Annotated in this window: 27 protein-coding genes; 11 read left to right on the plus strand and 16 right to left on the minus strand. The window is 55.0% G+C overall.

Translation table 11 applies throughout. The features are described 5' to 3' along the window. Nucleotides 1-5 precede the first annotated feature (5 nt). Genes G3256_RS18250 through fliF form a run of 3 tightly spaced genes read right to left on the minus strand, consistent with a single transcriptional unit; the run spans nucleotide 6 to nucleotide 2513 of the window. Nucleotides 6-299, minus strand: coding sequence for a FliM/FliN family flagellar motor switch protein (locus tag G3256_RS18250; RefSeq protein WP_169642182.1), 294 nt, complete (start codon nucleotides 297-299; stop codon nucleotides 6-8). After that, nucleotides 292-891 carry a FliH/SctL family protein gene (locus G3256_RS18255; RefSeq protein WP_169642183.1) on the minus strand — a complete coding sequence of 200 codons (600 nt, stop codon included), beginning with the start codon at nucleotides 889-891 and terminating at the stop codon, nucleotides 292-294. The genes G3256_RS18250 and G3256_RS18255 overlap by 8 nt, the downstream gene beginning before the upstream one ends. Then, a complete protein-coding gene (gene fliF / locus G3256_RS18260; protein ID WP_169642184.1) occupies nucleotides 891-2513 on the minus strand; it encodes a flagellar basal-body MS-ring/collar protein FliF in 1623 nt (540 codons plus the stop codon). The genes G3256_RS18255 and fliF overlap by 1 nt, the downstream gene beginning before the upstream one ends. A 122-nt stretch (nucleotides 2514-2635) precedes the next feature. Between fliF and G3256_RS18265 the strand changes: the two genes are divergently transcribed. The 10 genes from G3256_RS18265 (at nucleotide 2636) to G3256_RS18310 (ending at nucleotide 12474) form a co-directional block, all read left to right on the plus strand. Next, nucleotides 2636-3121: a flagellar basal body-associated FliL family protein gene (locus G3256_RS18265; RefSeq protein WP_169642185.1), complete on the plus strand. Its 486-nt coding sequence runs from the start codon at nucleotides 2636-2638 to the stop codon at nucleotides 3119-3121. 11 nt (nucleotides 3122-3132) lie between these two features. After that, entirely contained in the window at nucleotides 3133-3519 is a 387-nt protein-coding gene (locus G3256_RS18270; protein WP_169642186.1) for a hypothetical protein, read from the plus strand. A 47-nt stretch (nucleotides 3520-3566) separates the two neighbouring features. Next, nucleotides 3567-4118 (plus strand): MotE family protein, encoded by a 552-nt coding sequence (locus G3256_RS18275; RefSeq protein WP_246227694.1) that lies wholly within the window; start codon nucleotides 3567-3569, stop codon nucleotides 4116-4118. A gap of 64 nt (nucleotides 4119-4182) precedes the next feature. After that, complete coding sequence (gene motA, locus G3256_RS18280) at nucleotides 4183-5052, plus strand: flagellar motor stator protein MotA (protein ID WP_169642188.1); 870 nt, start codon at nucleotides 4183-4185, stop codon at nucleotides 5050-5052. Between the two features lie 143 nt (nucleotides 5053-5195). Next, nucleotides 5196-7322 carry a tetratricopeptide repeat protein gene (locus tag G3256_RS18285; protein WP_169642189.1) on the plus strand — a complete coding sequence of 709 codons (2127 nt, stop codon included), beginning with the start codon at nucleotides 5196-5198 and terminating at the stop codon, nucleotides 7320-7322. Between the two features lie 87 nt (nucleotides 7323-7409). Then, nucleotides 7410-8105: a transglycosylase SLT domain-containing protein gene (locus tag G3256_RS18290; RefSeq protein ID WP_169642190.1), complete on the plus strand. Its 696-nt coding sequence runs from the start codon at nucleotides 7410-7412 to the stop codon at nucleotides 8103-8105. 58 nt (nucleotides 8106-8163) lie between these two features. Further along, nucleotides 8164-10206, plus strand: a complete 2043-nt coding sequence (gene flhA, locus G3256_RS18295) for a flagellar biosynthesis protein FlhA (protein ID WP_246227945.1) — start codon at nucleotides 8164-8166, stop codon at nucleotides 10204-10206. Next, a complete protein-coding gene (locus G3256_RS18300; protein ID WP_169642192.1) occupies nucleotides 10203-10973 on the plus strand; it encodes a flagellar biosynthetic protein FliR in 771 nt (256 codons plus the stop codon). Before flhA ends, G3256_RS18300 begins: the two co-directional genes overlap by 4 nt. Continuing rightward, entirely contained in the window at nucleotides 10970-12058 is a 1089-nt protein-coding gene (gene flhB, locus G3256_RS18305) for a flagellar type III secretion system protein FlhB (protein WP_169642193.1), read from the plus strand. The genes G3256_RS18300 and flhB overlap by 4 nt, the downstream gene beginning before the upstream one ends. Then, on the plus strand, nucleotides 12055-12474 hold the full coding sequence (locus G3256_RS18310) for a hypothetical protein (protein ID WP_169642194.1): 420 nt from the start codon (nucleotides 12055-12057) through the stop codon (nucleotides 12472-12474). The genes flhB and G3256_RS18310 overlap by 4 nt, the downstream gene beginning before the upstream one ends. 43 nt (nucleotides 12475-12517) lie before the next feature. Here G3256_RS18310 and G3256_RS18315 read toward each other — a convergent pair whose 3' ends face one another. The 9 genes from G3256_RS18315 to G3256_RS18355 are packed head-to-tail and all read right to left on the minus strand — an operon-like array spanning nucleotide 12518 to nucleotide 17168. Then, complete coding sequence (locus G3256_RS18315; protein ID WP_169642195.1) at nucleotides 12518-13009, minus strand: flagellar basal body-associated FliL family protein; 492 nt, start codon at nucleotides 13007-13009, stop codon at nucleotides 12518-12520. Between the two features lie 12 nt (nucleotides 13010-13021). Beyond that, nucleotides 13022-13753 carry a flagellar basal body L-ring protein FlgH gene (gene flgH, locus G3256_RS18320; protein WP_169642196.1) on the minus strand — a complete coding sequence of 244 codons (732 nt, stop codon included), beginning with the start codon at nucleotides 13751-13753 and terminating at the stop codon, nucleotides 13022-13024. An 11-nt stretch (nucleotides 13754-13764) separates the two neighbouring features. Next, nucleotides 13765-14187 (minus strand): flagellar basal body P-ring formation chaperone FlgA, encoded by a 423-nt coding sequence (gene flgA, locus G3256_RS18325; protein ID WP_169642197.1) that lies wholly within the window; start codon nucleotides 14185-14187, stop codon nucleotides 13765-13767. After that, nucleotides 14184-14969: a flagellar basal-body rod protein FlgG gene (gene flgG / locus G3256_RS18330; protein ID WP_169642198.1), complete on the minus strand. Its 786-nt coding sequence runs from the start codon at nucleotides 14967-14969 to the stop codon at nucleotides 14184-14186. Before flgG ends, flgA begins: the two co-directional genes overlap by 4 nt. A 28-nt stretch (nucleotides 14970-14997) precedes the next feature. Next, nucleotides 14998-15711: a flagellar hook-basal body complex protein gene (locus G3256_RS18335; protein WP_169642199.1), complete on the minus strand. Its 714-nt coding sequence runs from the start codon at nucleotides 15709-15711 to the stop codon at nucleotides 14998-15000. A gap of 2 nt (nucleotides 15712-15713) precedes the next feature. Next, complete coding sequence (locus G3256_RS18340; RefSeq protein WP_169642200.1) at nucleotides 15714-15983, minus strand: flagellar biosynthetic protein FliQ; 270 nt, start codon at nucleotides 15981-15983, stop codon at nucleotides 15714-15716. 1 nt (nucleotide 15984) lies between these two features. Continuing rightward, complete coding sequence (gene fliE, locus G3256_RS18345) at nucleotides 15985-16314, minus strand: flagellar hook-basal body complex protein FliE (protein WP_169642201.1); 330 nt, start codon at nucleotides 16312-16314, stop codon at nucleotides 15985-15987. Between the two features lie 49 nt (nucleotides 16315-16363). After that, nucleotides 16364-16756, minus strand: coding sequence for a flagellar basal body rod protein FlgC (gene flgC, locus G3256_RS18350; RefSeq protein WP_169642202.1), 393 nt, complete (start codon nucleotides 16754-16756; stop codon nucleotides 16364-16366). Between the two features lie 13 nt (nucleotides 16757-16769). Then, nucleotides 16770-17168, minus strand: a complete 399-nt coding sequence (locus G3256_RS18355; RefSeq protein ID WP_169642203.1) for a FlgB family protein — start codon at nucleotides 17166-17168, stop codon at nucleotides 16770-16772. 81 nt (nucleotides 17169-17249) lie between these two features. Between G3256_RS18355 and G3256_RS18360 the strand changes: the two genes are divergently transcribed. After that, nucleotides 17250-18617: a FliI/YscN family ATPase gene (locus G3256_RS18360; protein WP_169642204.1), complete on the plus strand. Its 1368-nt coding sequence runs from the start codon at nucleotides 17250-17252 to the stop codon at nucleotides 18615-18617. A 13-nt stretch (nucleotides 18618-18630) separates the two neighbouring features. Here the strand turns inward: G3256_RS18360 and G3256_RS18365 are convergent, their stop codons facing one another. The 4 genes from G3256_RS18365 to G3256_RS18380 form a co-directional block, all read right to left on the minus strand. Next, nucleotides 18631-19929, minus strand: coding sequence for a DUF1217 domain-containing protein (locus tag G3256_RS18365; protein ID WP_169642205.1), 1299 nt, complete (start codon nucleotides 19927-19929; stop codon nucleotides 18631-18633). After that, nucleotides 19929-20333: a flagellar biosynthesis repressor FlbT gene (gene flbT, locus G3256_RS18370; protein WP_169642206.1), complete on the minus strand. Its 405-nt coding sequence runs from the start codon at nucleotides 20331-20333 to the stop codon at nucleotides 19929-19931. The genes G3256_RS18365 and flbT overlap by 1 nt, the downstream gene beginning before the upstream one ends. Further along, nucleotides 20330-20701 carry a flagellar biosynthesis regulator FlaF gene (gene flaF, locus G3256_RS18375; protein ID WP_169642207.1) on the minus strand — a complete coding sequence of 124 codons (372 nt, stop codon included), beginning with the start codon at nucleotides 20699-20701 and terminating at the stop codon, nucleotides 20330-20332. The genes flbT and flaF overlap by 4 nt, the downstream gene beginning before the upstream one ends. 73 nt (nucleotides 20702-20774) lie before the next feature. Beyond that, nucleotides 20775-22067, minus strand: a complete 1293-nt coding sequence (locus G3256_RS18380; protein WP_169642208.1) for a flagellin — start codon at nucleotides 22065-22067, stop codon at nucleotides 20775-20777. Nucleotides 22068-22177 lie beyond the last annotated feature (110 nt).

Below are 22177 nucleotides of genomic sequence, written 5' to 3' on the forward strand. Positions count from 1 at the left end.
TGTCTCTAGTTCGTATTCTTGTCGATGATCTGCGTCAGCCGCACGACAAGTTTACCGCCGTCTTCATCATCCTGCTCTTCTAGGATACCGCGTGCAATGAGTCGGTCTCCGACATATAAATCAACCGGGTCATCAACGGATTTATCGAGCGTCAGCACAGCATTCTCTCCAAGACCAACCAGATCGCGGATCAGCGGCCGCGCTTTACCCACGCAAACCGAAACCTCTATCGGAACGGACGTGAAAGGGTTTGTCTGATCCACCGAATGTGTCGGGCTCCTTTCAGGTGAGTCAGTCATTCGCCTGCTCCTTCCGGGCTTGGTAAAAGAATGCCTGCATCGCATCAGTGACTCCCGACACGATGGAGTCTATGTCGATCTGACGCTCCTGCGAGCCGATTTTCACATATGCCTGACCATCGCCGAGAGAGGGCTCCTGTACGATACTGAAAGGCTCATTTAACAGATCACCGGCTATCGTTTCGACGGTGCCGGCATTGGCGGGAGATACTACGATTTCTATAGGCTGCCCGGCATGCTCTTTTATCAGATCGTTCAGTTGCTCAAGAATATGTCCGGTGAGTGCGCCTGCCACCAGTTCGGGAAGCAGCTTGCCAATAATCTGCCGCATCACCGGCTCGAATGATGTTGCGAGCTTTGCCAGCGCCTCGTGATAAGTGAAAGACATATCCTGTAGGTTTCGCGCAAACTCCGCAGTGATTTTTTCACGCGAATCACTTTCTGCCTTTGCAGAATCGTCCCATCCTGCCTGATACCCGGCCTCAAAAGCTTTCAGCTTTTCGTTTTCGAGAGCTTCATCCGAAGGTGCATCTGTGGAGTCCCCGGAAGACTGTTTTTTTCCAAAATTTTTGTACCTGTGCGAAACTGACATCAAACATTTTCCTCTTTGTCTTCGAGCCAGTTCCGCAGGATTTCAACAGTCTCTTCCTGCCGCTCGCCAATCATCGAACGCAACCGGTCCACCGGGTCATCGCTCATGCCACTGCCCATACCCAGCTCCGGCAATCCGCCGGTTCCGTCACCAAAATCGGAAATCATCGGCAGATCCGGCAACTCGAGATCACCTTCTGATACTTCACCCGACAAACCATCTTCGCCGGCTTCTGCCTCGCGGGCAGGAGGGAGTGCAGCGATTTCGTCGTTCTGCAGCGGCACCGGACGGGACAGCAACGGCTTTACAACAAACAGGCCGAGGATCAGCGTCACCACGGCCAGTACGGCCATCTGAATGGCGGACATCACATCAAGATGCATCCGGTCCATCAGTGAACTGCCCGCACTCGTGCCCTGTGGCGCCACACTCTGCAGTTCCATCGATTTAATCGTGATGACATCGCCACGGGTTTCATCAAAGCCGACCGCCGAGGAAACAAGATCTCTCAGCGCTTCCAGTTCTGCTTCTGATCTGGGCGCGGATGTCTGCGCACCGTCGGTACCGGCGGCCGGCTGATCGTTGACCAGAACTGCAACTGTCAGTCGTTTTATGGCACCAGGCGCACGAAGAATTTCGCGTTCTGTTTCAGAGACTTCATAATTTATGCGCTCCCGGCTTTCACTGTTCTGAGAGCTGGAGTTCTCTCCTGCTCCGCCCTGCTCGTCGGGAAGATTTGACGCAACAGTCACATCTCCGCCACCCGCCTCGTTTGAGGTGTTGCTGCGCTCTTCTGTATCCGTGCTGATGGCTACCCGGCTCTCCGGATCAAACGTTCTTTCACGGATCGCTTCGCTCTCGGTCACTGTATCAACGCTCACCTCAACGATTGCATTGCCAGGCCCGACCCTCGCCTCCAGCAGGCGCTGGACTCTGTCTCGCAAGACCTGCGCTCTGTCTTCGCTTCCGTTTGCCGGTGCAATTTCATCAACAGAGCCGAGCAGGGTTCCGTTTGAATCGATGACAGCCACATCTTCCGCGGCCAGACCGGCAACTGCTGAGGACACCAGAAACCGGATGGCACGCGCCTGCTGCGGTGTCACCGGCGTGCCCGAAGGGCTGACGGATACAGATGCTTTGGGGGTCACACCACGCTGAAACGGATTGGAACCTGTGCTCGCGATGTGAACTCTCGCCATGTTTATATGTGGGCTGGAGACTATGGTCCGGGCCAGTTCGCCTTCTTTTGCGCGCCAGTAGGCTGCATCAAACATCTGCGATGTCGTGCCAAAACCAGAAAGGGAATCAAGCAGTTCATAGCCCCGGCTCGAATTGGCCGGCAGGCCTTCACTGGCCAGTGTCATTCTGAGCTGGTCGCGCTCTTTCGAGTCCACAAAAATGGAACCTCCACGCACTTCAAACGCGGCGCCCCGCTGTTCAAGCGCACGCACAACATCACCGGCAGCGCCGTTTTCGAGCCCGGCATACAACAGCGTCATAGTCGGCGCAGATGCCATCCGGGACATTGCAAGCACGGCAAAGAACATCGCGACGGTCGCCATCGCCACGATGATCTGACGCTTGATACTCAGCCCGGTCCAGGCAGATAAAATTTGCTGCACATTCGCCTCCGTCAGGCCGGACGTTCTGCCCGGCGTTAAAAAGGACTTTGACCGATCTGGCTTAACAATCGGTTAGTGCAATCAAGTCTATAACAAGTTTCGAAAACAACGACGGGTTCACAATGGCTGAAGCAAGCGCAACAGATCTGCCGACACAAAAGCGATCCTCCAAACTACCCTTGATTATCGGGCTTCTGCTCGCTCTTGCGGGTGGTGCGGGAGGTTATCTGGCGGTCTCGGGCGGATGGATCGGTGGCGGCGAATCACCACCTGAGGAAAAAGCAAAAATCACATCGGAAATGGCGCCCGACGTCGCCTTTCTTCCGATGGACCCGCTCACGATTTCTTTGCCATCCGGCAGCTCCGGCAGCTATCTGAGGTTCAGAGGCGAGCTCGAGGTTCACGGCGCCTATGCAGAAGAGGTCAGCAAATACATGCCGCGTTTTGTGGATGTGCTGAATACGTATCTGCGGGCTCTGGAAGTACGTGATCTTGAGGATCCGGCCGCACTTGGACGGTTGCGCTCGCAGATGCTGCGCCGGGTTCAGATGGTCGCCGGACCTGACCGGATAAGCGACCTGCTCATAATGGAATTCGTCCTGCAATAATGGAGACTGCAATGGATCTGATCGCAGATATTTTTCTTGGTGCCGCGGCTATGGGCGCGGGTATTTACTGCCTGATACTGGGCAGACGCCTAAACCGTTTTAATGATCTGGAAAAAGGTGTCGGTGGCGCTGTTGCTGTTCTCTCAGCGCAGGTGGACGATCTGACAAAGACCCTGGCCGCCGCACAGTCAACCGCCTCTCATTCCGCTGAAACGCTCACTGAGCTCACGCGAAAAGCTGAGAGTATGGCGCAGCGCCTGGAGCTTCAGATGGCTTCCATGCATGATATACCCGAGCCACCACGCTCAAATGGCAGCGTTGTGGCGCATGCACCCGCAGCGCCGCAGACACCTGCAGAGCCGATGTTTGTCAGACATCGTGGAACGGCGGCCCAGTGATGCGCAAAAGAGCAGTTTTTTCACGCAGATCAGGGCGGGGATCCGTCATGATGATCTCATTTCTGTTTCTGGCCTCCGCAGGCATCAGACTGGGAACCGGCGCGGGTCAGGCGGTGGCGACAGAAAGCCCGGACCAGGCCTTAGCATCGGTGCAGGAGCCGGCAACCGGTGCACTGTCATCGGGTGAACGAGAGCGGCTTTCCGGTCTTCTTGAAGCCTTCCGTGAACGCGAAGAACGGCTGGTAAAACGAGAGCAGCAGATGGACATCCGGCAAAAGGCACTGTCTGTCGCGGATGAAGAAGTCCAGCGCCGGCTGGTCGTTCTTGAAGAAGCAGAAAAATCGCTGCGTTCGCTTCTGGCGATAGCCAACACAGCTGCGGAGGATGATCTCGCCCGGCTGACGGCTGTTTATGAAAGCATGAAACCCAAGGATGCAGCTGCATTGTTTGAGAAGATGGAACCTGCTTTTGCGGCAGGCTTTCTGGGACGCATGAGATCTGATGCCGCCGCCGGTGTGATGGCTGGTCTGACCCCGGAAACAGCCTATTCGATCAGTGTGATTCTCGCGGGCCGCAATGCGGATGTCCCGAAAGGCTGAACGGGAAATCAGATTTTAACTTCATTCTGAAATGCTGACACAGCGTAATCTTCAGGGGTAGCAAATGATCGGTATTATCGGAATCATTACAATTTTCGTTATGGTTTTCGGTGGCTATCTGCTCGCCGGCGGCAAAATGGGAATTGTGCTGCAGGCGCTTCCCTTTGAGCTGATGATGATCGGCGGGGCGGCGACCGGCGCGTTTCTGATCAGTAATGACAAATCGGCCATTAAACAAACCGCAAAAGATATCGCGCGGGTATTCAAAGGGCCGAAATGGAGCCACTCAGATTACCGGGATCTTCTGTGCCTTCTGTTCGAACTGATCAGGCTGGCCCGCCAGAATCCGGTCGCAATCGAAGAGCACATCGAAGCGCCGAAAGACTCCGCAATATTCTCGCGGTATCCTAAAATTCTTGGCGATGCCGAAGCTGTTGCGCTGATCTGCGACACTTTGAGATCGGCGTCGATGAATTATGATGATCCCCACCAGGTCGAAGAAGTACTGGAAAAACGCATCGACGCGAATTTGCACCATGCCCTGCATTCAAGCCATGCGCTTCAGTCCCTGGCGGACGGTCTGCCGGCTTTGGGTATCGTTGCCGCAGTCCTTGGCATTATCAAGACAATGGGATCAATTGATCAGCCGCCTGAAGTTCTCGGCAAGCTCATTGGCGGCGCCCTCGTCGGTACGTTTCTGGGCGTCTTTCTTGCCTACTGTCTGGTCGGACCATTTGCTGCGAAAGTAAAAACAGTTACCGAGGATGACGGGCATTTTTACCAGCTGATCCGCGAAGTGCTGGTCGCAAATCTGCATGCGCACGCAACCAACATCTGCATTGAGGTTGGCCGGCAGAACACACCGTCTCATTGCCGCCCAAGTTTTTCGGAGCTTGAGGAAGCACTGAAAACCGTCAAGCAGAGCGCTGCATGATATGGCGTCTTGTACTTTTCGCTCTGGTAACTTCAGGGCTGACGGTCTCGCACGCCAGCGCTGAGCCTGTGGTTGTACGAGCGGGAGAGCACAGCGACTTTACACGGGTTGTCATGCAGATCCCGCCCGCCGTCGGGTGGGAAATGACCCAGAATGCTGGTGAGACAATAATTTCGCTTAGGAATCACGGGGATGGCTTTGATGTAAGCTCAACCTTTGACATCATCCCGAGGACCCGGCTGGTTGGTATCTCCAGCACACAGACTGACCTTTCCCTGATCCTCTCCTGCGACTGCGATGTACGCGGATATCGCGAACAGGCGGGGTATCTGATTTTTGATATCTACGACGGACCAGAAGTCGCCACGGGTATAGCAGGCCGGGACAAAACCCGCGAAACAGTTTCTGTTTCCTCGCCGCGGTCCGTTTCCCAATTCGGTTTCGGAGAGCTGTTATGGGCCGAAACCTTTTCACAACCCGGGCCCGGTTCGGACGATGCTCAGCCAATAACTGAGCCCGGAGCCATTGAACTTTCTCCACCAGCGCTTTCCGCGCCCGAGCAGATCGCGTTAAACCAGACCCGGGAAACACTGCTGCGAGGGATCAGTGACGCCATCGCGCGCAAGATACTTGATGCCCGCTCTCCTGAAAGTCCGGTCACGGATATTTTAGCAGATGATACTTCTGAACCAGACATATTTGATTCGTCAGAAGAACGGGATCCACCCAAAGTTACCCGGCTTGGAAACCTGCGCGTTACCAGCAGCAATGATCAGCCCAACGCAGGTTTAGGCCCCGAACAGTTTTTGTCAGATATGCAATGTCCTGAACCGGATAAAACAGATCTGAATGCCTGGGGGACACCCGGAGACTTGTTCGTTCAGTTATCCACTGTCAGAGTCGGCCTCTATCAGGACAACGGCCGGCTTGACCTCACACAGGCGCTGATCCTTGCCAGACTTTACGCATATATGGGGTTCGGAGCAGAGGCGAAAAGTATTCTGAGACTTGCTCCCGAATTGGAAAATTCGCACCCCGAGTTGTACGATATTGCCGATATCCTCGACTTTGGTCACGCCAGAAACCCCCGGGTACTCCATCTTTTTGCAGGATGCGGTCCCTCTACGGCGCTTTGGTCAGCGTTGTCGGCGGAATACCCCACCGGTACTCAGAACATCGTTCCTGACAGGATCCTCGAAGCTTTGTTCGACCTGCCAGATCACCTCAAACCACTGATTGCGCCTGAAATCAGCGAACGTTTACTGAGCATTGATGAAGAACAGGCTGCTGCAACTGCTCTCCGTCACATGGAGCAACTCAACCACGGTCCCGACAATCTGGCACCTCTGGTCTCGGCGAAAGTAGCGGCGTCAATGGGCGGGTCGGACGAGGCAGAAGACCTGCTCAGGCAGGCGGTAGCCGACAACAATGCGCAGTCGCCACAGGCAGTGTCTGATCTTGTCAACAAGCTCATCAGTGACGATCAGCCCGTTCCGGATGAGCTGGCCGGGCTGCTGGAAGCGTATGTTTTCGAAACGCGGGGGCTGGACATCTCCGCCTCGGTCGAAGCGAGCCATGCTTTGCGCCTCGCGCATTCAGGGCAGTTTGGTGAAGCGTTCCAGATCGTAAAGACATCCTCGGCGCTCACCGCTTACCCTGAGCGGCAAAATCTCACTGATCAGATGTTTACCGAACTGGCGGAAAAGGGCAACGAGCTTACTTTTCTAGAATACTTTTTCAGCGACTATCCTGACGACGGGGACAACGTACGGTTATCTACGCAACTTTCCGTCGGACGTCGGTTACTCGAAGCCGGGTTTCCCAGTATCACCATGCAGGTTATCACAGGCAACCCTGACAGCCTCAGGACAACCGGACAGAGACTTCTCTATGCCGAAGCGTTGCTCGATACAGGCGAGCCTGCAAAGGCTCTATCTTTACTCAAAGAAATGACCGAAAACGAGGCGCTTGCCCTGACTGCACGCGCTCAGATCGCACTGGAACAGTTCGGCGGTGCCGCGAAAACCTATGTCGAGCTGGGAGATCAGGGTTCAGCATCTCAGGCTGCATTTATGTCGCCGGACTGGCGTGAGTTGACTGATGAAGAAACACCTTTATTCGGACCGGTTGCTCAGGCTTCCGGCGAAGACGTCGCGCCAGTGGAGACCCGACCTGAAATGCTACGCGAAATTTCCGGTGCGATTGATTCAAGTGAAAATGCGCGCGCCACGCTTAACGCACTTCTGTCGGACCTGAATATCTCTGAGTAGGAGCAGTTCCGGACTGCCGGTTACATAAAATAAACTTTGCATTGCTAGGGTTTATCCATCCGCAGAACGCGGTTTTCAGGAGCTGCCATGAAATTTCCTCTTGGAGCAATTGTTGTTCTGATCTTTGTTGTCTCACTCGATGTGAGAGCATTGTCCGCATTTCAGATGGCCCCGGGGAAAAGTGCGGGCGCAATATGCGATGAGGCTGCTGCGATTGCAGCACGCGAAACAGGTGTGCCCCTGCGCATCCTTAAGGCTCTGACGCGAATGGAAACGGGCAGAAACGTTGCGGGAAGTATGGCTCCATGGCCATGGGCTCTCAACGTAGAGGGAAAAGGATTCTGGTTCAGCAGCGAATCTGAAACCCTTTCCCATTTGCGGAACACTCTGAAAAACGGGTCCGGGTCGGTGGACGTCGGCTGCTTCCAGGTAAATCTCCGCTGGCACGGAATGGCTTTCAGTTCGCTTGAAGAAATGCTCGACCCAACAAAAAACGCAATATACGCAGCATCTTTTCTGTCAGATCTCTACACTGAAACGCGCGACTGGCATGCTGCCGTTGGCATGTATCATTCCCGGACAAGAAAACATGCGACGCGTTATCTGTCTCGTTTCAGGGGCATTCTTGCAGAGATGAGGGACGGGACCCGGGCACCTCCTACGCCGTCTCCGGTTCTCAGAAAAAATTCGTTCCCACTGCTCCGAACCTCCGACAGCAAAACAGCGATGGGATCACTTGTTCCTCTGAGCAACGTCACGGGCCCCGGCCTGTTCTCAAACTGATTGTGGTGCCGTACTCTTGAAAAATCTCAGTGTAAAAGCTTTCCTCAACCCGACAATTATGCTCGCCGTCGCGCTGATGGCCGTTATTGTCATGATGATCCTGCCAATGCCGGCATGGATCCTGGACACCGGGCTCGCCGCATCTTTTGCCCTCGCGATTCTTATCTTTACGGTGACGCTATTTATCGAAAGACCGCTCGATTTTTCCGCCTTTCCGACAATTCTGCTTGCGTCTTTGATGCTGCGCCTGTCGCTGAACGTGTCCTCCACAAAGCTGATCATTGGCGAGGGGCATACCGGAACAGATGCCGCCGGCGAGGTAATCGAAGGATTTGCAAACTTCGTGATGGGCGGAAGTATTTTTCTGGGACTGGTCGTCTTTTGCGTTCTTCTGATCGTCAATTTTATGGTCATTACAAAGGGCGCAGCACGGATGGCCGAAGTTGGTGCCAGATTTGCGCTCGACGGAATGCCGGGAAAACAACTGGCCATTGACAGCGACATGTCAGCCGGTGCGATCAGCCATACCGAAGCAAAAGAGCGTCGCGAACGCGAGCAACAGGAAACAACTTTTTTCGGATCGCTGGATGGTGCGTCAAAATTCGTGAAGGGAGATGCGGTTGCAGGGCTTCTGATCACTCTTCTGAACCTTGTCGCAGGCCTGATCATGGGTGTTGCCGTTCACGGCATGCCGATCGGTCAGGCTTTTGAGACTTATGCAATTCTGACGGTGGGCGACGGCCTTGTGTCGCAGATCCCCGCCGTCATTATTTCGATTGCTTCGGCTCTGTTGCTTGCACGTGGCGGCGCTCAGGGCGCGACAGATCTTGCCGTCTTCAGCCAGCTTGGCAAACATCCCGCAGCGCTCGCAACCGTCGCAGGTTTAATGTTCGTCTTTGCACTCTTTCCAGGGCTTCCTTTTCTGCCATTTGTAACAGGTGGCGCCTTGCTTGCCTCTGCTGCTTTCTGGCTGCACCGGAAGTCGAAGGCTCTGAAACCGGTTGTCGATGCCGATCAGCAGGATATCACCCTTCCCAAAGAGCGGCCCCTTGGCGACATTCTGGAAATCGATGACGTTCACGTCGAATTTGCGACCGATCTGGTCAATATGGTTCTTGATCCGGGCACCGGACTTGATGCCCGGATTGCCAATATGCGCACCCATGTCGCTTCGGTTTACGGACTGATACTGCCAGAAATCCGTCTTACGGATGATGCGACACTGCCATCCGGAACCTACGTGCTCAAGGTTCATGGAGTCGAGCAGGCGCGTGCGATTCTGAAATCCGATCAGATCCTCGCCCTGATACCAGACAGTAACGCCGCATTGCCCGACGGGACGGACACGATGGAGCCTGTTTACGGGGCGCCGGCGCGATGGATCAGCAGCCGCGATCAGGAAACCGCTGCTCTTGACGGGCTCACGCTCGTAACGCCTGCTGAAATCCTGGCGACCCATCTGCTTGAGACCATCAAGAGAAACTTCAGCCGTCTGCTTACGCTCAAATCCCTTCGCAGGCTTCTGGCCGAGATGGTGAACATCTCCGATCCCAGGCGCGCTGAAGCGAACCGTAAACTGATTGACGAAATGGTGCCGGACAAAGTGCCCGTAGATATCCTGCACGCCGTTCTGCGACTGTTGCTGGATGAGCAGGTCTCCATCAGGAACATGCCAATGATCCTTGAGGCAATCGCAGAAGCCCGCGCTCATAATGCACAGCCCGAAGCCATATGCGAACACGTGAGGCAACGGCTGGGTTTTCAACTGGTCGCCGAAATGCGGCGCGCGGACGGGACACTGCCGCTCGTTCAGCTCGCCCCGGAGTGGGAGGATGCCTTCAACACTTATCAGGTGGATGCCGATAACGGGCTTGATATCGCCCTGCCGCCGGAACTCTTTAATCAGCTTGCTGAAAACATGTCTTCAAAACTGCAGGATGCCAACAGAAACGGTATTAATGCAGCGATTGTCACGAATACACGCCGGCGCCGGTTCCTCAAAACAGTGATGCGGGCCAAGGGCATTTCAAATCCGGTGTTCTCATTTGAGGAAATCGGGCTCGATGCCAGACCGTCACTTGTTGGCGTTGTGGCCGCATGACCACTCTCGACGGGCTCATGCCTCTGCTCAACGACACTTTGATGCACGGTTTCATTGTATTTCTTCGCGTCGCAGCCCTGGCATCAATGCTGCCTGCATTTGGAGAGCAATCCGTTCCTGCACGCATCAAGCTTGCAGTTGCCATTGCATTTACTGCGGTCATTGCGCCGGCGGTGCCGGTTGCAGCACGTCCCGACGACGCAGGCGGCGTCGTTCTTTTTATTCTGACCGAGATTATTGCAGGGCTCGCGCTGGGTCTGGGCATTCGCCTTTTTGTCCTTGCTCTCCAGACAGCGGGCTCAATTGCCGCACAGTCAACGTCACTGTCACAGGTGCTCGGTGGCGCGGCCGTGGATCCCATGCCTGCGATGGGCTACATTCTTATCATTGGCGGGCTCGCGCTGGCCGTTATGGCCGGTCTGCATGTAAAGGCCGCGCAACTCATTATTCTGTCTTATGACTTTCTGCCGTCGGGAAGGTTTGCCGGCGGTGCCGATGTGGCGGAATGGGGTGTTCGTCAGGTCGCACAGGCTTTTTCTCTCGCCTTCACGCTCGCGGCACCATTTGTCATCCTTTCTGTTCTCTATAATTTTGCGCTCGGCGCTATCAACAAAGCGATGCCACAGCTGATGGTTGCTTTCGTTGGCGCGCCGGTGATTACCGCCGGTGGGCTGTTTCTTCTGCTCGTCTCTGCGCCATCAATCCTTGCTGTCTGGTTACAGTCGCTGGACGTGTTCATGCGGACGCCGTTCGGAGGCGGGCCATGAGCGATAAGGATGACAGCAGCGATAAGTCGTTTGATGCAACCCCGCAAAAGCTACTGGATGCCCGGAAGAAAGGCGAATTTGCCAGATCTGCTGAGCTGCTCACCGCGGCAGGGTATTCGGGACTGCTGATCGGATTACTTGTCTCGGGTTTTTCCGCGCTGACTGCTTTCAGTGAAACTCTGATGATCATCATCGACCAGCCGGACGCCCTTGCGACGTTATTTTTTTCAGGTGCCGCAGGCCCTGCAGCCGGCGGTCTGATGGCATCACTGGCCGGAGCGATTACACCGGTGTTCGCATTCCCGGCTCTGGCCGTTTTACTGTCTCTGTTTGCTCTCCGGGGCATTGTGTTTGCTCCTGAGAAGATAAAACCGAAGTTATCAAAAATCTCACCGCTGCAGAACGCTAAGAATAAATTTGGCAGAACCGGTCTGTTTCAGTTCACAGTGAGCACGGTCAAGCTGACGGTATATTCCGTTTGTCTGGGGGTTTTTCTCAACCTGCGCCTTGATGATATGGTTCAGGCGATCCATTCAAATCCTTTTGCAATCGTCGCACTGCTATCGGAGGTCTGCCTCTCTTTTCTGGTTGTGGTCGTGGTTGTGTCGGGCGTGATCGGCGTGATTGACGCGGTCTGGCAGCATTTTGAACACCTGCGCAAAAACCGTATGTCGCGCAAAGAAGTTATGGATGAGGCAAAAAACAGTGAAGGCGACCCGCATGTCAAACAGGAGCGCCGGAAACGCGCTCAGACATTCGCCGCATCGCAGATGATGGCGGACGTGCCAGCAGCAGATGTAATCATCGTGAATCCCACGCATTATGCCGTAGCCCTCAGATGGGACAAAGAGAAAGGCCGCGCACCGGTTTGTGTTGCCAAGGGTGTGGATGAGATCGCAAAAACCATCCGAGAGATTGCACGGGAGAACGATGTGCCGATCCATAGTAATCCGCCAACGGCACGCGCGCTTTATGCGACCACAGAAATCGATCAGGAAATCGCGCCCGAGCACTATAAAGCCGTCGCAGCCGCAATCCGCTTCGCCGAAGCGATGCGACGTCGTTCAAAGGAGAAATTTGTATGACCTCCGACAAGCTGCCCGGACTGCAAAGGATCGTGGAGACCAGGTACATGATCCAGCGACGGGAACTGTCGGTATTACTTGCAAAAGAAGGCGCGCTCAGGGCTGAACTGATGAAGCTCGATGAGTACGCCCGCGCCCCGACCAGTGATGATGCAGGTTCCATGCGGGCAATCGGCGCAGATGTGATCTGGAAATCATGGGTTGGCCGAAAGAAAACACAGCTTAACATTCAGCTGGCGCGAATTCTCGCACAGAAGGATCATCATCTCAGACAGGTCAGGAAAGCATATGGAAAAGTGCTCGTCGTCTCAGAGCTCTCGGATCGGGACAAACAGAAAACCCGAAAACGCCGTAGTGAAGCACAGCTCAGAGCAGCGATTGAAATGTCGGTGAACAAACGGTTTAACAGCTGCTGAAGCTCAGCCACAACCGCCTTTTCGCCTTTTGAGGGGGTGCGTTTCAGTAATCCTGACGGGCAATTTCAGAGATCAGGACGTCACTGACGATCTCCTTTCCAATTGTCTTCCTGCCGACTTCACGCAGGCTCCGTCGCAGGATGTCCAGGTTGGAGTTGTCAGTAAAGTGACCATCAAAACCGCCAATGTTCGAAAAATCGAAAAGGGCACGCAAAAACGCATCCCTCAGTCTGGGCTCGGTATCGTAGATTACGTCACCTTTCCCTTCTGCCACCTCGATGCTCAGCGACAGAACAACCATGGACGATATCCGGTTTTCCTGAACAATCGGCACGACAAACTGATTGCTGAGCTTTACGTATTCCTTGTTTATTTTTTTGTCAGCGCTCTTCTCGTCCTTCATTTCTTCGACAGAAGCATCCGACGGTTCTTTGTCTGCGGTTTTTTCATCAGGCGCCGGGCGCAGAAAAAGCCCGGCACCGACACCTGCACCAGAGCCGATGAGAAGCAGAATAAGCGGTAAAAGAAATTTCATAATCTGCCTCCTTCAGAAGGGAAGAACGCTGTCAAGAACCTGCTGGCCAAGCCTTGGCTGCTGCACGTCAGTGATCTGACCGCGTCCGCCATATGAGACGCGCGCCGTGGCTATTTTGTCGTAGGTGATTTCATTCTGACGCGAGATATCTTCTGGCCGGACATATCCCGAAACCAGCAGTTCGCGCATTTCAAAGTTTACCCGCAGTTCCTGGCTGCCGGCAATTGAAAGCACTCCGTTGGGAAGGACATCGACAACGGTGGCCGCGACGCGCAACGTTAGTTTTTCGTTCCGCTTGACGGACCCGTCACCGGACGAACTGCTGGCCGAGTTGATTGATACCGCTTCGGCAGTGGACGCGCCCTCAGGCAGCCTCTCATCAATGCGCTGCGGCAAGCCGAAGAGTCCGGGAATGCCAAGGCTCTCAGAGCCTGAGCGCGAGCGGTCGGTTGCATTCGAAATCTCTGCTTCTTCATCGATTTCCACCACGACGGTGAGAATATCACCTCTCTGGATGGCCCGGCGGTCACCGAGCAGTGACTGGCGGGCGCCGGACCATAACGATGCCTGGTCCGTCGGACCGGCAGCATCGAGGCGTAACGGCAGACCCGGGGACAACATGGCGTTGTGTTCCTGGGTTGACGTCGCAGAGGTGAAGGTCGGCGGCTTGCCAATATGGTCAAGCCGGGCGCATCCTGCCACAGCGATCGCGCAAAATCCAAATGCAAAAAGTGAATTCTTCATGAATATCTGTCCTACCTGATAACCTGAACTGACCCGTCTTCACGGACTTTTCCAAAAAGGGTGGCGCGCGAATCCAGATTCATTACACGTACCCTGTCTCCCAGCGAACCGCGCTCCAGAGAGCGCCCTTCAGTCATGATGACGAGGCCCGATCCTTCAAAACGCAGGGGCACAATCTGGTTTCGCGAGACAAGCGCGGGCGGACCGATGTCGTCAAACCGGATCGGGCGGCCGGCGTACAGTGTCGTGCGCGCCTCCTGACCGATTGCGTAGCTCACGTGATCAATAGCGCCGGATACTGTTCCGGACCTGATGGTCAGATCGCTTTCCGCAATTATTGCATGTGCGCGGATCGTGCGGACCGGGACAATTGTCTCGGCAACAACTTCAACGCCGAGCGCTATGATCAGGCATGAAAGGGCTGTTCTGATCATCGGATCTGCGTCGTTGCGCCCATCATCTGATCTGCGGCGGAGATGACCTTGGCGTTCATTTCATAGCCGCGCTGCGCTTCGATCAGTTCGGTGATTTCGCGTACGGCATCGACCGAACTGTCTTCGAGATACCCCTGGCGTACCGTTCCGAGGCCATCCTCGCCGGGAGTGGACACCAGAGCGGGGCCGGAAGCCTCTGTCTCGACAAAAAGATTGCCGCCGATGGCCTCAAGACCCTTGGCGTTGGTAAAGCCCGTCATATTAAACTGCCCGAGCAGCTGGGCGTCGGGTGCGTCTGTGAAATACGCATATACTTCACCGGACGCATTAATCGAAATGCTTCTCGCGTCGTCAGGGATCACAATTTCAGGTTCCACCGGATATCCGTCAGATGTCACGATAAGCCCCTCGCCGTTGCGTTTCAGCCCGCCATCCCGGGTGTATGCGGTCTGACCGGAAGGCAGCGTGATCTCCAGATACCCCATGCCCTCAATCGCGAGATCAAGATCGCCTCCGGTGGCACTCAAAGACCCCTGCTGAAGCTGCACCGAAACAGCCGCCGGGCGCACCCCCAGACCAAGCTGCACACCTGTTGGCACAACGGTGCCGTCCGTTGCACTGATTGTGCCTGGTCGCGTCATCTGCTGATAATGCAGATCTGCAAACTCGGCGCGTCGGGCGTTATACCCTGTCGTGCTCATGTTTGAGAGGTTATTGGAAATCGTCTCGACACGCATCTGCTGAGCGCTCATGCCGGTGGCTGCAATTTTAAGGGCGCGCATTCTGCACCTCCTGTTTTACTGGTTACTTTTACTGTGACATCGCACGCATAGCCTGGCGCACGCGTTCATCTTCGGCCTCAAGGAAACTCGCGCCGAGTTCATAGGCCCGCTGGACCTCAATCATCCGCGTGATCTGGCTGATCGCATCCACGTTGGAATTTTCTACAAATCTTTGCAGGATGCGGGCGCTCTCGGCGGGCTCAAAACCGTCTGCCGCCTGGAACATCACACCGGCCTCACGGATCATCCCCTGCGGGTTCAAAGGGCGGACCACGCCGAGCTGGCCGATCGGCGCACCCTCTGACGAGATTGTGCCATCAGAGGAAACCGCGATATCAGCCACACCGGGCGGAATGAAAACCGGCGCGCCGCCGGGATCAAGCACGCGCAGCCCGTCAAAGGTCACAAGGTCGCCTTCGGCGTTTGGCGAAAAAGCACCCGAACGGGTAAGGCGCTCTCCCCGCGGCGTTTCGACAAGGAAAAAACCGTCGCCCTCAATGGCAAAGTCGAACGTGCCTCCGGTCTGGGTCAGCGCTCCCTGAACAAGAGAGGTGTGTCGTGCATTCCCCTGGCCCATGGAAAGGCTGCTGCCGCCCTGAATGGATTGCACATATTCCGAAAAAACCATGCCCTCCTGACGGTAGCCGGAGGTAGCCGCGTTGGCGATGTTGTTGGCAACGATGCGCATCTCGCGCATGAGACCGGACTGGCGGGTCAGAGTTGTATAGCCTGCGTTTTCCATTGTCAGCCTCCTGTGATGAGCGGGACGATCATGTCTTTAAAAAACGAGACGAGTGTCTGCGTCATAAACCCCATGGACAGCCAGAAAACGATAATGATCGCTGCCAGCTTCGGGACAAAAGTCAGGGTCATCTCCTGGATGGACGTCAGTGCCTGGACGAGACCGATCGAGACACCGGTAATCAGGGCCGCCGTCAGGATTGGCAGCGAAATCAGAACCGCAATCCAGAGCCCGTGACGAAGGGTGTCAAAAAAGATGATCTCGTCAGCCATCTCAGACAGGCATCCGCAGAATTTCCTGATAAGCTTCAACGACTTTGTTTCTGACAGAAACCGCTGCTTCTACAGCAAGTTCGGTCTGAGCCAGAGCCTGTACCAGCGCATGCGGGTCAGCATCTCCGATCATTGACGCCTTGGCCGTCTCTTCGGTCCGCGCCAGGGTTTTCGCAAAATCCATGGCGACCGAACCCACGGTTTCAGAGATTGATGATACTTTTTCTGGTTCCGGTTCTGTGGCCGGACGTGCGGCCTGATAACTCTGGATCGCCGCGCTGGCACGGGCGTCCGTAAACTTCTGAATTGCAGAAACTGCTTTCATATCCATTCTGGATCTCCTTTTTAGATCTCATGACTTTGTCATAAGCGGGTGGTGATTATTTCCGCAGCAACTCCATAAGGCTGCTCGACATTTTCCGGGTTTGCTCAAAAACTTTCAGATTGGCTTCATAGCTGCGCTGCGCTTCGCGGGCGTCTCCGAGCTCAATCATCAGATCGACATTGGATCCGTCATAATATCCGCTTTCGTCAGCCATCGGATGCGACGGATCATAAACGCGCTCGGCCACACTCCGATCAAGGCGTACCGGGCCTGTTTCGACTTCGGAAACTCCTCTGCCGCCGTTAAAGGCCGTTTCAAACGAGATAAGTTTACGCCGGTAACCGGGGGTGTCCGCGTTGGAGATGTTCTCCGCGAGATGGCGCAGGCGCGTTGCCTGTGCCCGCAGTCCGCTGGTCGTGACATCCAGTGATTTGGAAAATTCGCTCATGATAAACCTCTGTTTACGAACGGCTCAGGGTGGCGCGCAGAATCGTCATCGATGATTTGTAGATCGCCAGAGCACGGTCATGCTGGCGTTTGGCATCCAGCGATTTCAGCATTTCGTTTTCGAGAGAAACTGTGTTGCCGTTGGGTGCGGCCGGTCCTGATTTATCCAGAACCGGTTCGGGCATGCTGCCTGCGGCGGCGCCGTTGAGATGTCGCGTGCGCGTAGAAAGCTGTCCGGCGTGGCCGCCAGGGACAGGTCCGTCCTGATAGGTTTCAGAAAACGGAATAACGCGACGCGCTTTAAACCCGGGCGTATCGGAGTTTGCGACGTTCTGAGCGGCCACCGCCTGGCTGTGTCCCGCATGTACTGCCATGGCGTGCGCCATTCTGAAGACATCAAGTTTTTCAAACATCGGGGCTTCTCCCTCGTGTGATTTCATCAAGACTTAACTCTGATTCCTTTAGAAAGAGTGTGCGCAGACAAAAGGATCGATATGACAAAGCACATTCCTTTCGACGGGCTCACAGCTCAGATCACTGAACTGAACCCGGTGCGTGCCATCGGGCGGGTCGTGCGTGTCGAAGCGGGGCTGATCCACGTCTCGGGGCTTGGCGGCAAGGCGCGGATCGGCGATCTGGCTATCGTATACAGGCATGGAGAGCCCCTCTCCGGTGAAGTGTTGCAGCTTGATGATGGCCTGCTGGTCCTGCTGCCCGATCAAAGCCCTGACGGGGTCGCGCTCAATGATCGCACCGCGCTTTTGCAGGCCCGCGGTATCGCGCCTGCTGATTCCTGGATCGGAAGGATCATTGACCCGTTCGGCAATCCGATTGACGGGAAACCGCTGCTGCGCGGCGCGCTTTCCCGGAAACTGCGCAACCCGCCGCCGGACGCAGCGAGCCGGCGCGCCATGGGTGCACGTCTGCATACGGGCATGGCCGTTCTGAATACGATGCTGCCGGTGGTGCAGGGTCAGCGTGTTGGACTTTTTGCGGGTTCTGGCGTTGGTAAATCCAGTCTGCTGGGCCACCTCGCTCAGAATATGAGCGCCGATGTGGTTGTAATCGCGCTGGTCGGAGAGCGTGGTCGCGAGTTGCGGCACTTCATCGAGGAAGTTCTTGGCCCGGAGGGTCTCAGGCGTTCAGTTGTGATCTGCGCAACATCCGATCAGTCGCCGCTGACACGGCGGCGATGTGCGTGGGCAGGAATGTCAGTCGCAGAGCATTTTCGCGACAAAGGTCATTCTGTGCTGTTTCTCGCAGATTCAATCACGCGTTTTGCTGAAGCACACCGCGAAGTGGCCGTTGCAGCGGGTGAAGCGCCGGTACTTCGGGGATTTCCGCCTTCCACCGCACAGCTGATTATGTCGCTGTGTGAACGAGCCGGGCCGGGACGCGACACCCAGGGCGACATCACTGCTGTCTTCAGTGTTCTCGTCGCAGGTTCGGACATGGAGGAACCTGTGGCAGATATTCTGCGAGGTGTCCTTGATGGTCATATTGTGCTTGACCGGGAAATAGCAGAACGCGGCAGATATCCTGCAATTGATGTTCTGAAATCGGTATCAAGAAGTCTGCCGTCCGCTGCAACTGCCGATGAAAACGAATTGCTGGGACGCGCCCGGAAGATGCTGTCCATTTACGAACAGAATGCGATGATGATCCGCGCGGGTCTGTATACATCGGGCAGTGATCCGGAAACAGATGCAGCGGTGCAGATCTGGTCCGAACTGGACAGCTTCCTCGCCCGCGTCGAAAAACAGGACATCCGGAACAGCTTCACTCAGCTGGAACTTATTATGCGTCGTGCGCGGCAGACCGGAACCGGGATCGGCAGGGCAGCGACGCGGCAGGGAACCTGAGGCCCCCCGGTATTCAGCTTTGCAGAAGTGTCAGTGCGATTGACGCGGGGGACGTATTCACGGAAAACGCATCAATCTGCGATCTGGTCAGGTATTTTTGTATCAGGTCCTCAATCACGACAGGATCAGAAAAGCGGTTGACGTTATCGTCACCGAATGCCGCTCTCGCTCTTTCCTTAAAAACATAAAGTTGCTGCTCAATATCAACCTGTCCGAATTCTGAAGGGAGGTTGAAAGCCTTTTCAAAGAGCGCACGAAGAGGCGGTTCCCCCAGTATCGTGAACCACTTGGCATCGTTAGACATATCGTTGAGAGAAAACGGTTCGAGTTCAAATTCTCTGTCGCTGATGACCAGCGAGCCCGTGAAGCCTGCGTCCTCGGGCACACTGAAATTCTGTTGAATGTAACGATCAATTACAATATCCGGAAAACTGCTGCGGGTGGTCTGGCGATCCTCGGCAATTCCAAACCCAAATGCCCGGGACAGCTCCGCATAAGCAGGATTATCCAGCTGATTCGCCAGTGCAATATTGGCAATACTGCCCTGCGAGAGCACATTCGCAATTTTCTTAAGGGTCTCGTTTTCCGGGACCTGCGCTGTTGGTTCAAAATTCACGATCTCCTCGTAATCGTCGCCAAGACCAAATGCCACAAGAGAAAATTTTAACAAGCGCTCATCGGAAAGGAGATCTTCAACGGTCAGAACGGAAGAGATCCTGCTTTCAAAATACTCAGTCTCGTCTGTGATTGAGGCAACATACTCATCCACAGAAGCGGAAACCAGTTCTGCCGCGACACGCTCAGGAGGTTTTGCCGCAGGACTGGCGAGTTCCGCCAATGTGCGCTGCGCATATAACGCGACACGCATACTGTCGTCCTGCTGACCTGCAGCAACCTCAAAGCTGTTGGCAAAATATCTTGAGATGAGCTTGTCGGTAAATGCCTGAGTACCCACCGGAGTTGTTTCTCCCGGTCCGAACCCGAATGATTCCACGAACTCAGAATACCGCCGGTCTGAAAAGCGGTTAGCGAGGGCATCGTCATTAACCGACCCCTCTTCCAGCATCTTCTGAATGAAGAACCGGTTCTCAATGTCATCCTGCAGACCAAAAGCACCTAAAGCAACTTCCAGAAGCCGGCGGTCTGAAACAAGATCCTTTGCTGTTTTAACACCTGTAATGTTTTCGGCAAAGTAATCAGCGACACGAGACTGCTGAGGTGCTTCTGAGAAAGTCCTTATCTGGGTATCATAGGTACGCTGGAGGAAGCTCCAGCCCGCAAGGCCGGACCCCGGAATAATCGGTTGAAACATCAGCCGGTCCGCGCGGCAAGCAGCCGTTCCTCTCGTGGAATAAGGGCGCGCAGTGCCTTCAGCGCCCTGTAGTGCTGTTTTTCAACCAGTCCTCTTGTTGCTTCAGCAAGCACATTCCGGCTGTCGGAATCTGTGAAAACCTGGCTCAGTTCTTCTATCTGACGCAACAGAGGCAGATGCGCATCATCAGGACTTTTATCGCCCGAAAGAACCAGTTGCATTGCAAAGCATGCACGTCGCACCGGGGTCTTTGCATCTTCCGGATGGATCGCATCCCGAAGTCGCAGGATGTTCGCGTCGGGGGTCATGATTGATAACCTGCTGCGTCTGTCACCGTTTTCGATGACCACGCCGTTTATAAGAACGCGTTCTTTCGGGCTGAGTTTGAGCACAAGACCAGTCATGTGATTTTTCCTTCGGTTCTCAGACCGGTCAGGATAGCCGCATTGATTTCCAGAAGCGGAATGGCGCTTTCCTGCTTTCTCAGAACTTTGAGGGTATGCGAACGGGTAAAGTCAGCCAGGTAGGCGATGCGTGCTTTCAGTTCATCCGGCAACAGGTTTTCCGGCTGAACGACGTCAACACCCAGCGTGGTCCACAACTTATTATTCTCATGAAGAGCATTTGCGAGTGCGTTGAAATCGTCGTTCTCAATGGCTGCTTTCAGCCTGTGTGAAATCCGCGCGATCACCTCATATTCGGTGCTGCGGGATGTTCGTGTCGGAGCATTTACCGGCGAGTAAGCTTGCTGGGCCTGAGCATATGCGTTCACAGTAAATCCTTTGCGGTAATCTTTACTAAATGATGCCTGAGGGCCCGGGCACCCGGGCCCTCAGAGTGACGATTTACCGGAACAGCGACAGGATCGTCTGAGGCGCCTGGTTGGCGATTGACAGTGCCTGAACGCCGAGCTGCTGCTGCGTCTGAAGAGCCTGAAGCTTCGCAGAGGCTGCCTCCATGTCTGCATCAACCAGAGCGCCGATACCCGACGTCAGCAGGTCAGTCAGCTTACCGACGAACTCGCTCTGTGTATCGATCTGACGGCCACCGGAACCGAGAGCTGCGGCAGTGTCGATGGATGTCTGGATCAGCGATTCCACCTTTGCCAGAGCGTCCGCTGCACCGTTCTCTGTTGAAACGTCAATCGCGCTCAGAGACTGAAGTGCGCCGGCGCGCTCATTGCCATCCGTTGCAGAGGTCTGAACATTGACCGTGAAGGAGATCGTGTTGGTACCGCCAACGTAATCCCCTGCAGTGAAAGCAAAACCGGTCGCGTTTGATGCCAGAGAGATATCAGCGTCAAACTCACCCTTCTCAGCAACCCAGACGTCGAAAGCAGCTTTAAGACCCGCACCGATATCTTCCGCTGTGTCACCTTCCTGAGCAACGTACAGGATATCATCTGCCGCCGTTGTCGCCAGACCGTCGTATGTGCCCGCTGCTGCGGAGATCACAAGGTTGTAGCCTACGCCGGTTACATCAGTACCAGTTGCGGTACCGTCCTGTGCAACGACTGTAACGTTTGTCGCCGTGGTTGCCGCTGCAGCAACAATAGCTGCACCGCCGTTAGCGCCACCGGCAACCTGCGCGGCATCACCAGCAAGGCTCGCCTTTTCCGCGCTCAGGTTTGACCTTGCAATGACGATTTCGCCCGACGTGACTGTTCCGTCTCCGGCGCGATCAAGAGAAGACAGAATATTGGAAGTCTGATCTTCGGTGGCCTTGCCGTCATCGTTGAGCAGGTTGAGACCGTTGAACTGAGCGGCACCTACGATGGAATCGATCTGGCTGGTCAGCGCTTCGATGTCTGTCTGGATCTTGGCACGGTCAACGTTCTCTTCCTGAGCATTGACGATTTTGCCTTTGATTTCAGTCAGAAGGTCAGTGATTGTTTCTGCACCGTTCAGTGCCACACCAACAGTCGCCTGGCCAAGGGCCAGAGAGTCAGAGATAGCTTTGAAACCCTCAACATCTGAGGACATCACTTTCGAGATGGCCCAGACTGCCGCGTTGTCTTTTGCGCTTTCGACGGTTTTGCCGGTAGAAATTTCGCTCTGAACTTTGCCGAGGTTCATGTTGATCGACTTCAGAGTCTGCAGCGCAACCATTGCACTGTTGTTCGTAAGAATACTGGACATTCATTAGTTCCTTTGATCATGCACGCTTTACGTGATTTGTGCCCGGCCAGAACCCTGGCCGTTTGAAACTGTCTTTCTGACCAATGCAGTCGCCCTCTTTGAGGCGAAGC

The sequence above is a fragment of the Roseobacter ponti genome, from assembly GCF_012932215.1.
Classification (GTDB): domain Bacteria; phylum Pseudomonadota; class Alphaproteobacteria; order Rhodobacterales; family Rhodobacteraceae; genus Roseobacter; species Roseobacter ponti.

What these genes read in the sequence shown, in the direction of transcription:
- G3256_RS18340 (WP_169642200.1), bottom strand. Translation starts at nt 15,983, where the DNA reads ATGGCTGACGAGATCATCTTTTTTGACACCCTTCGTCACGGGCTCTGG.
- G3256_RS18380 (WP_169642208.1), bottom strand. Translation starts at nt 22,067, where the DNA reads ATGTCCAGTATTCTTACGAACAACAGTGCAATGGTTGCGCTGCAGACT.
- G3256_RS18310 (WP_169642194.1), top strand. Translation starts at nt 12,055, where the DNA reads ATGACCTCCGACAAGCTGCCCGGACTGCAAAGGATCGTGGAGACCAGG.
- G3256_RS18270 (WP_169642186.1), top strand. Translation starts at nt 3,133, where the DNA reads ATGGATCTGATCGCAGATATTTTTCTTGGTGCCGCGGCTATGGGCGCG.
- G3256_RS18355 (WP_169642203.1), bottom strand. Translation starts at nt 17,168, where the DNA reads ATGTTTGAAAAACTTGATGTCTTCAGAATGGCGCACGCCATGGCAGTA.
- flhA (WP_246227945.1), top strand. Translation starts at nt 8,164, where the DNA reads ATGCTCGCCGTCGCGCTGATGGCCGTTATTGTCATGATGATCCTGCCA.
- motA (WP_169642188.1), top strand. Translation starts at nt 4,183, where the DNA reads ATGATCGGTATTATCGGAATCATTACAATTTTCGTTATGGTTTTCGGT.
- G3256_RS18335 (WP_169642199.1), bottom strand. Translation starts at nt 15,711, where the DNA reads ATGGAAAACGCAGGCTATACAACTCTGACCCGCCAGTCCGGTCTCATG.
- G3256_RS18265 (WP_169642185.1), top strand. Translation starts at nt 2,636, where the DNA reads ATGGCTGAAGCAAGCGCAACAGATCTGCCGACACAAAAGCGATCCTCC.
- flbT (WP_169642206.1), bottom strand. Translation starts at nt 20,333, where the DNA reads ATGACTGGTCTTGTGCTCAAACTCAGCCCGAAAGAACGCGTTCTTATA.
- G3256_RS18250 (WP_169642182.1), bottom strand. Translation starts at nt 299, where the DNA reads ATGACTGACTCACCTGAAAGGAGCCCGACACATTCGGTGGATCAGACA.
- G3256_RS18315 (WP_169642195.1), bottom strand. Translation starts at nt 13,009, where the DNA reads ATGAAATTTCTTTTACCGCTTATTCTGCTTCTCATCGGCTCTGGTGCA.
- flgH (WP_169642196.1), bottom strand. Translation starts at nt 13,753, where the DNA reads ATGAAGAATTCACTTTTTGCATTTGGATTTTGCGCGATCGCTGTGGCA.
- flgC (WP_169642202.1), bottom strand. Translation starts at nt 16,756, where the DNA reads ATGAGCGAATTTTCCAAATCACTGGATGTCACGACCAGCGGACTGCGG.
- G3256_RS18255 (WP_169642183.1), bottom strand. Translation starts at nt 891, where the DNA reads ATGTCAGTTTCGCACAGGTACAAAAATTTTGGAAAAAAACAGTCTTCC.
- fliE (WP_169642201.1), bottom strand. Translation starts at nt 16,314, where the DNA reads ATGGATATGAAAGCAGTTTCTGCAATTCAGAAGTTTACGGACGCCCGT.
- G3256_RS18360 (WP_169642204.1), top strand. Translation starts at nt 17,250, where the DNA reads ATGACAAAGCACATTCCTTTCGACGGGCTCACAGCTCAGATCACTGAA.
- G3256_RS18300 (WP_169642192.1), top strand. Translation starts at nt 10,203, where the DNA reads ATGACCACTCTCGACGGGCTCATGCCTCTGCTCAACGACACTTTGATG.
- G3256_RS18285 (WP_169642189.1), top strand. Translation starts at nt 5,196, where the DNA reads ATGACCCAGAATGCTGGTGAGACAATAATTTCGCTTAGGAATCACGGG.
- G3256_RS18290 (WP_169642190.1), top strand. Translation starts at nt 7,410, where the DNA reads ATGAAATTTCCTCTTGGAGCAATTGTTGTTCTGATCTTTGTTGTCTCA.
- flgA (WP_169642197.1), bottom strand. Translation starts at nt 14,187, where the DNA reads ATGATCAGAACAGCCCTTTCATGCCTGATCATAGCGCTCGGCGTTGAA.
- flgG (WP_169642198.1), bottom strand. Translation starts at nt 14,969, where the DNA reads ATGCGCGCCCTTAAAATTGCAGCCACCGGCATGAGCGCTCAGCAGATG.
- G3256_RS18365 (WP_169642205.1), bottom strand. Translation starts at nt 19,929, where the DNA reads ATGTTTCAACCGATTATTCCGGGGTCCGGCCTTGCGGGCTGGAGCTTC.
- G3256_RS18275 (WP_246227694.1), top strand. Translation starts at nt 3,567, where the DNA reads ATGATGATCTCATTTCTGTTTCTGGCCTCCGCAGGCATCAGACTGGGA.
- flhB (WP_169642193.1), top strand. Translation starts at nt 10,970, where the DNA reads ATGAGCGATAAGGATGACAGCAGCGATAAGTCGTTTGATGCAACCCCG.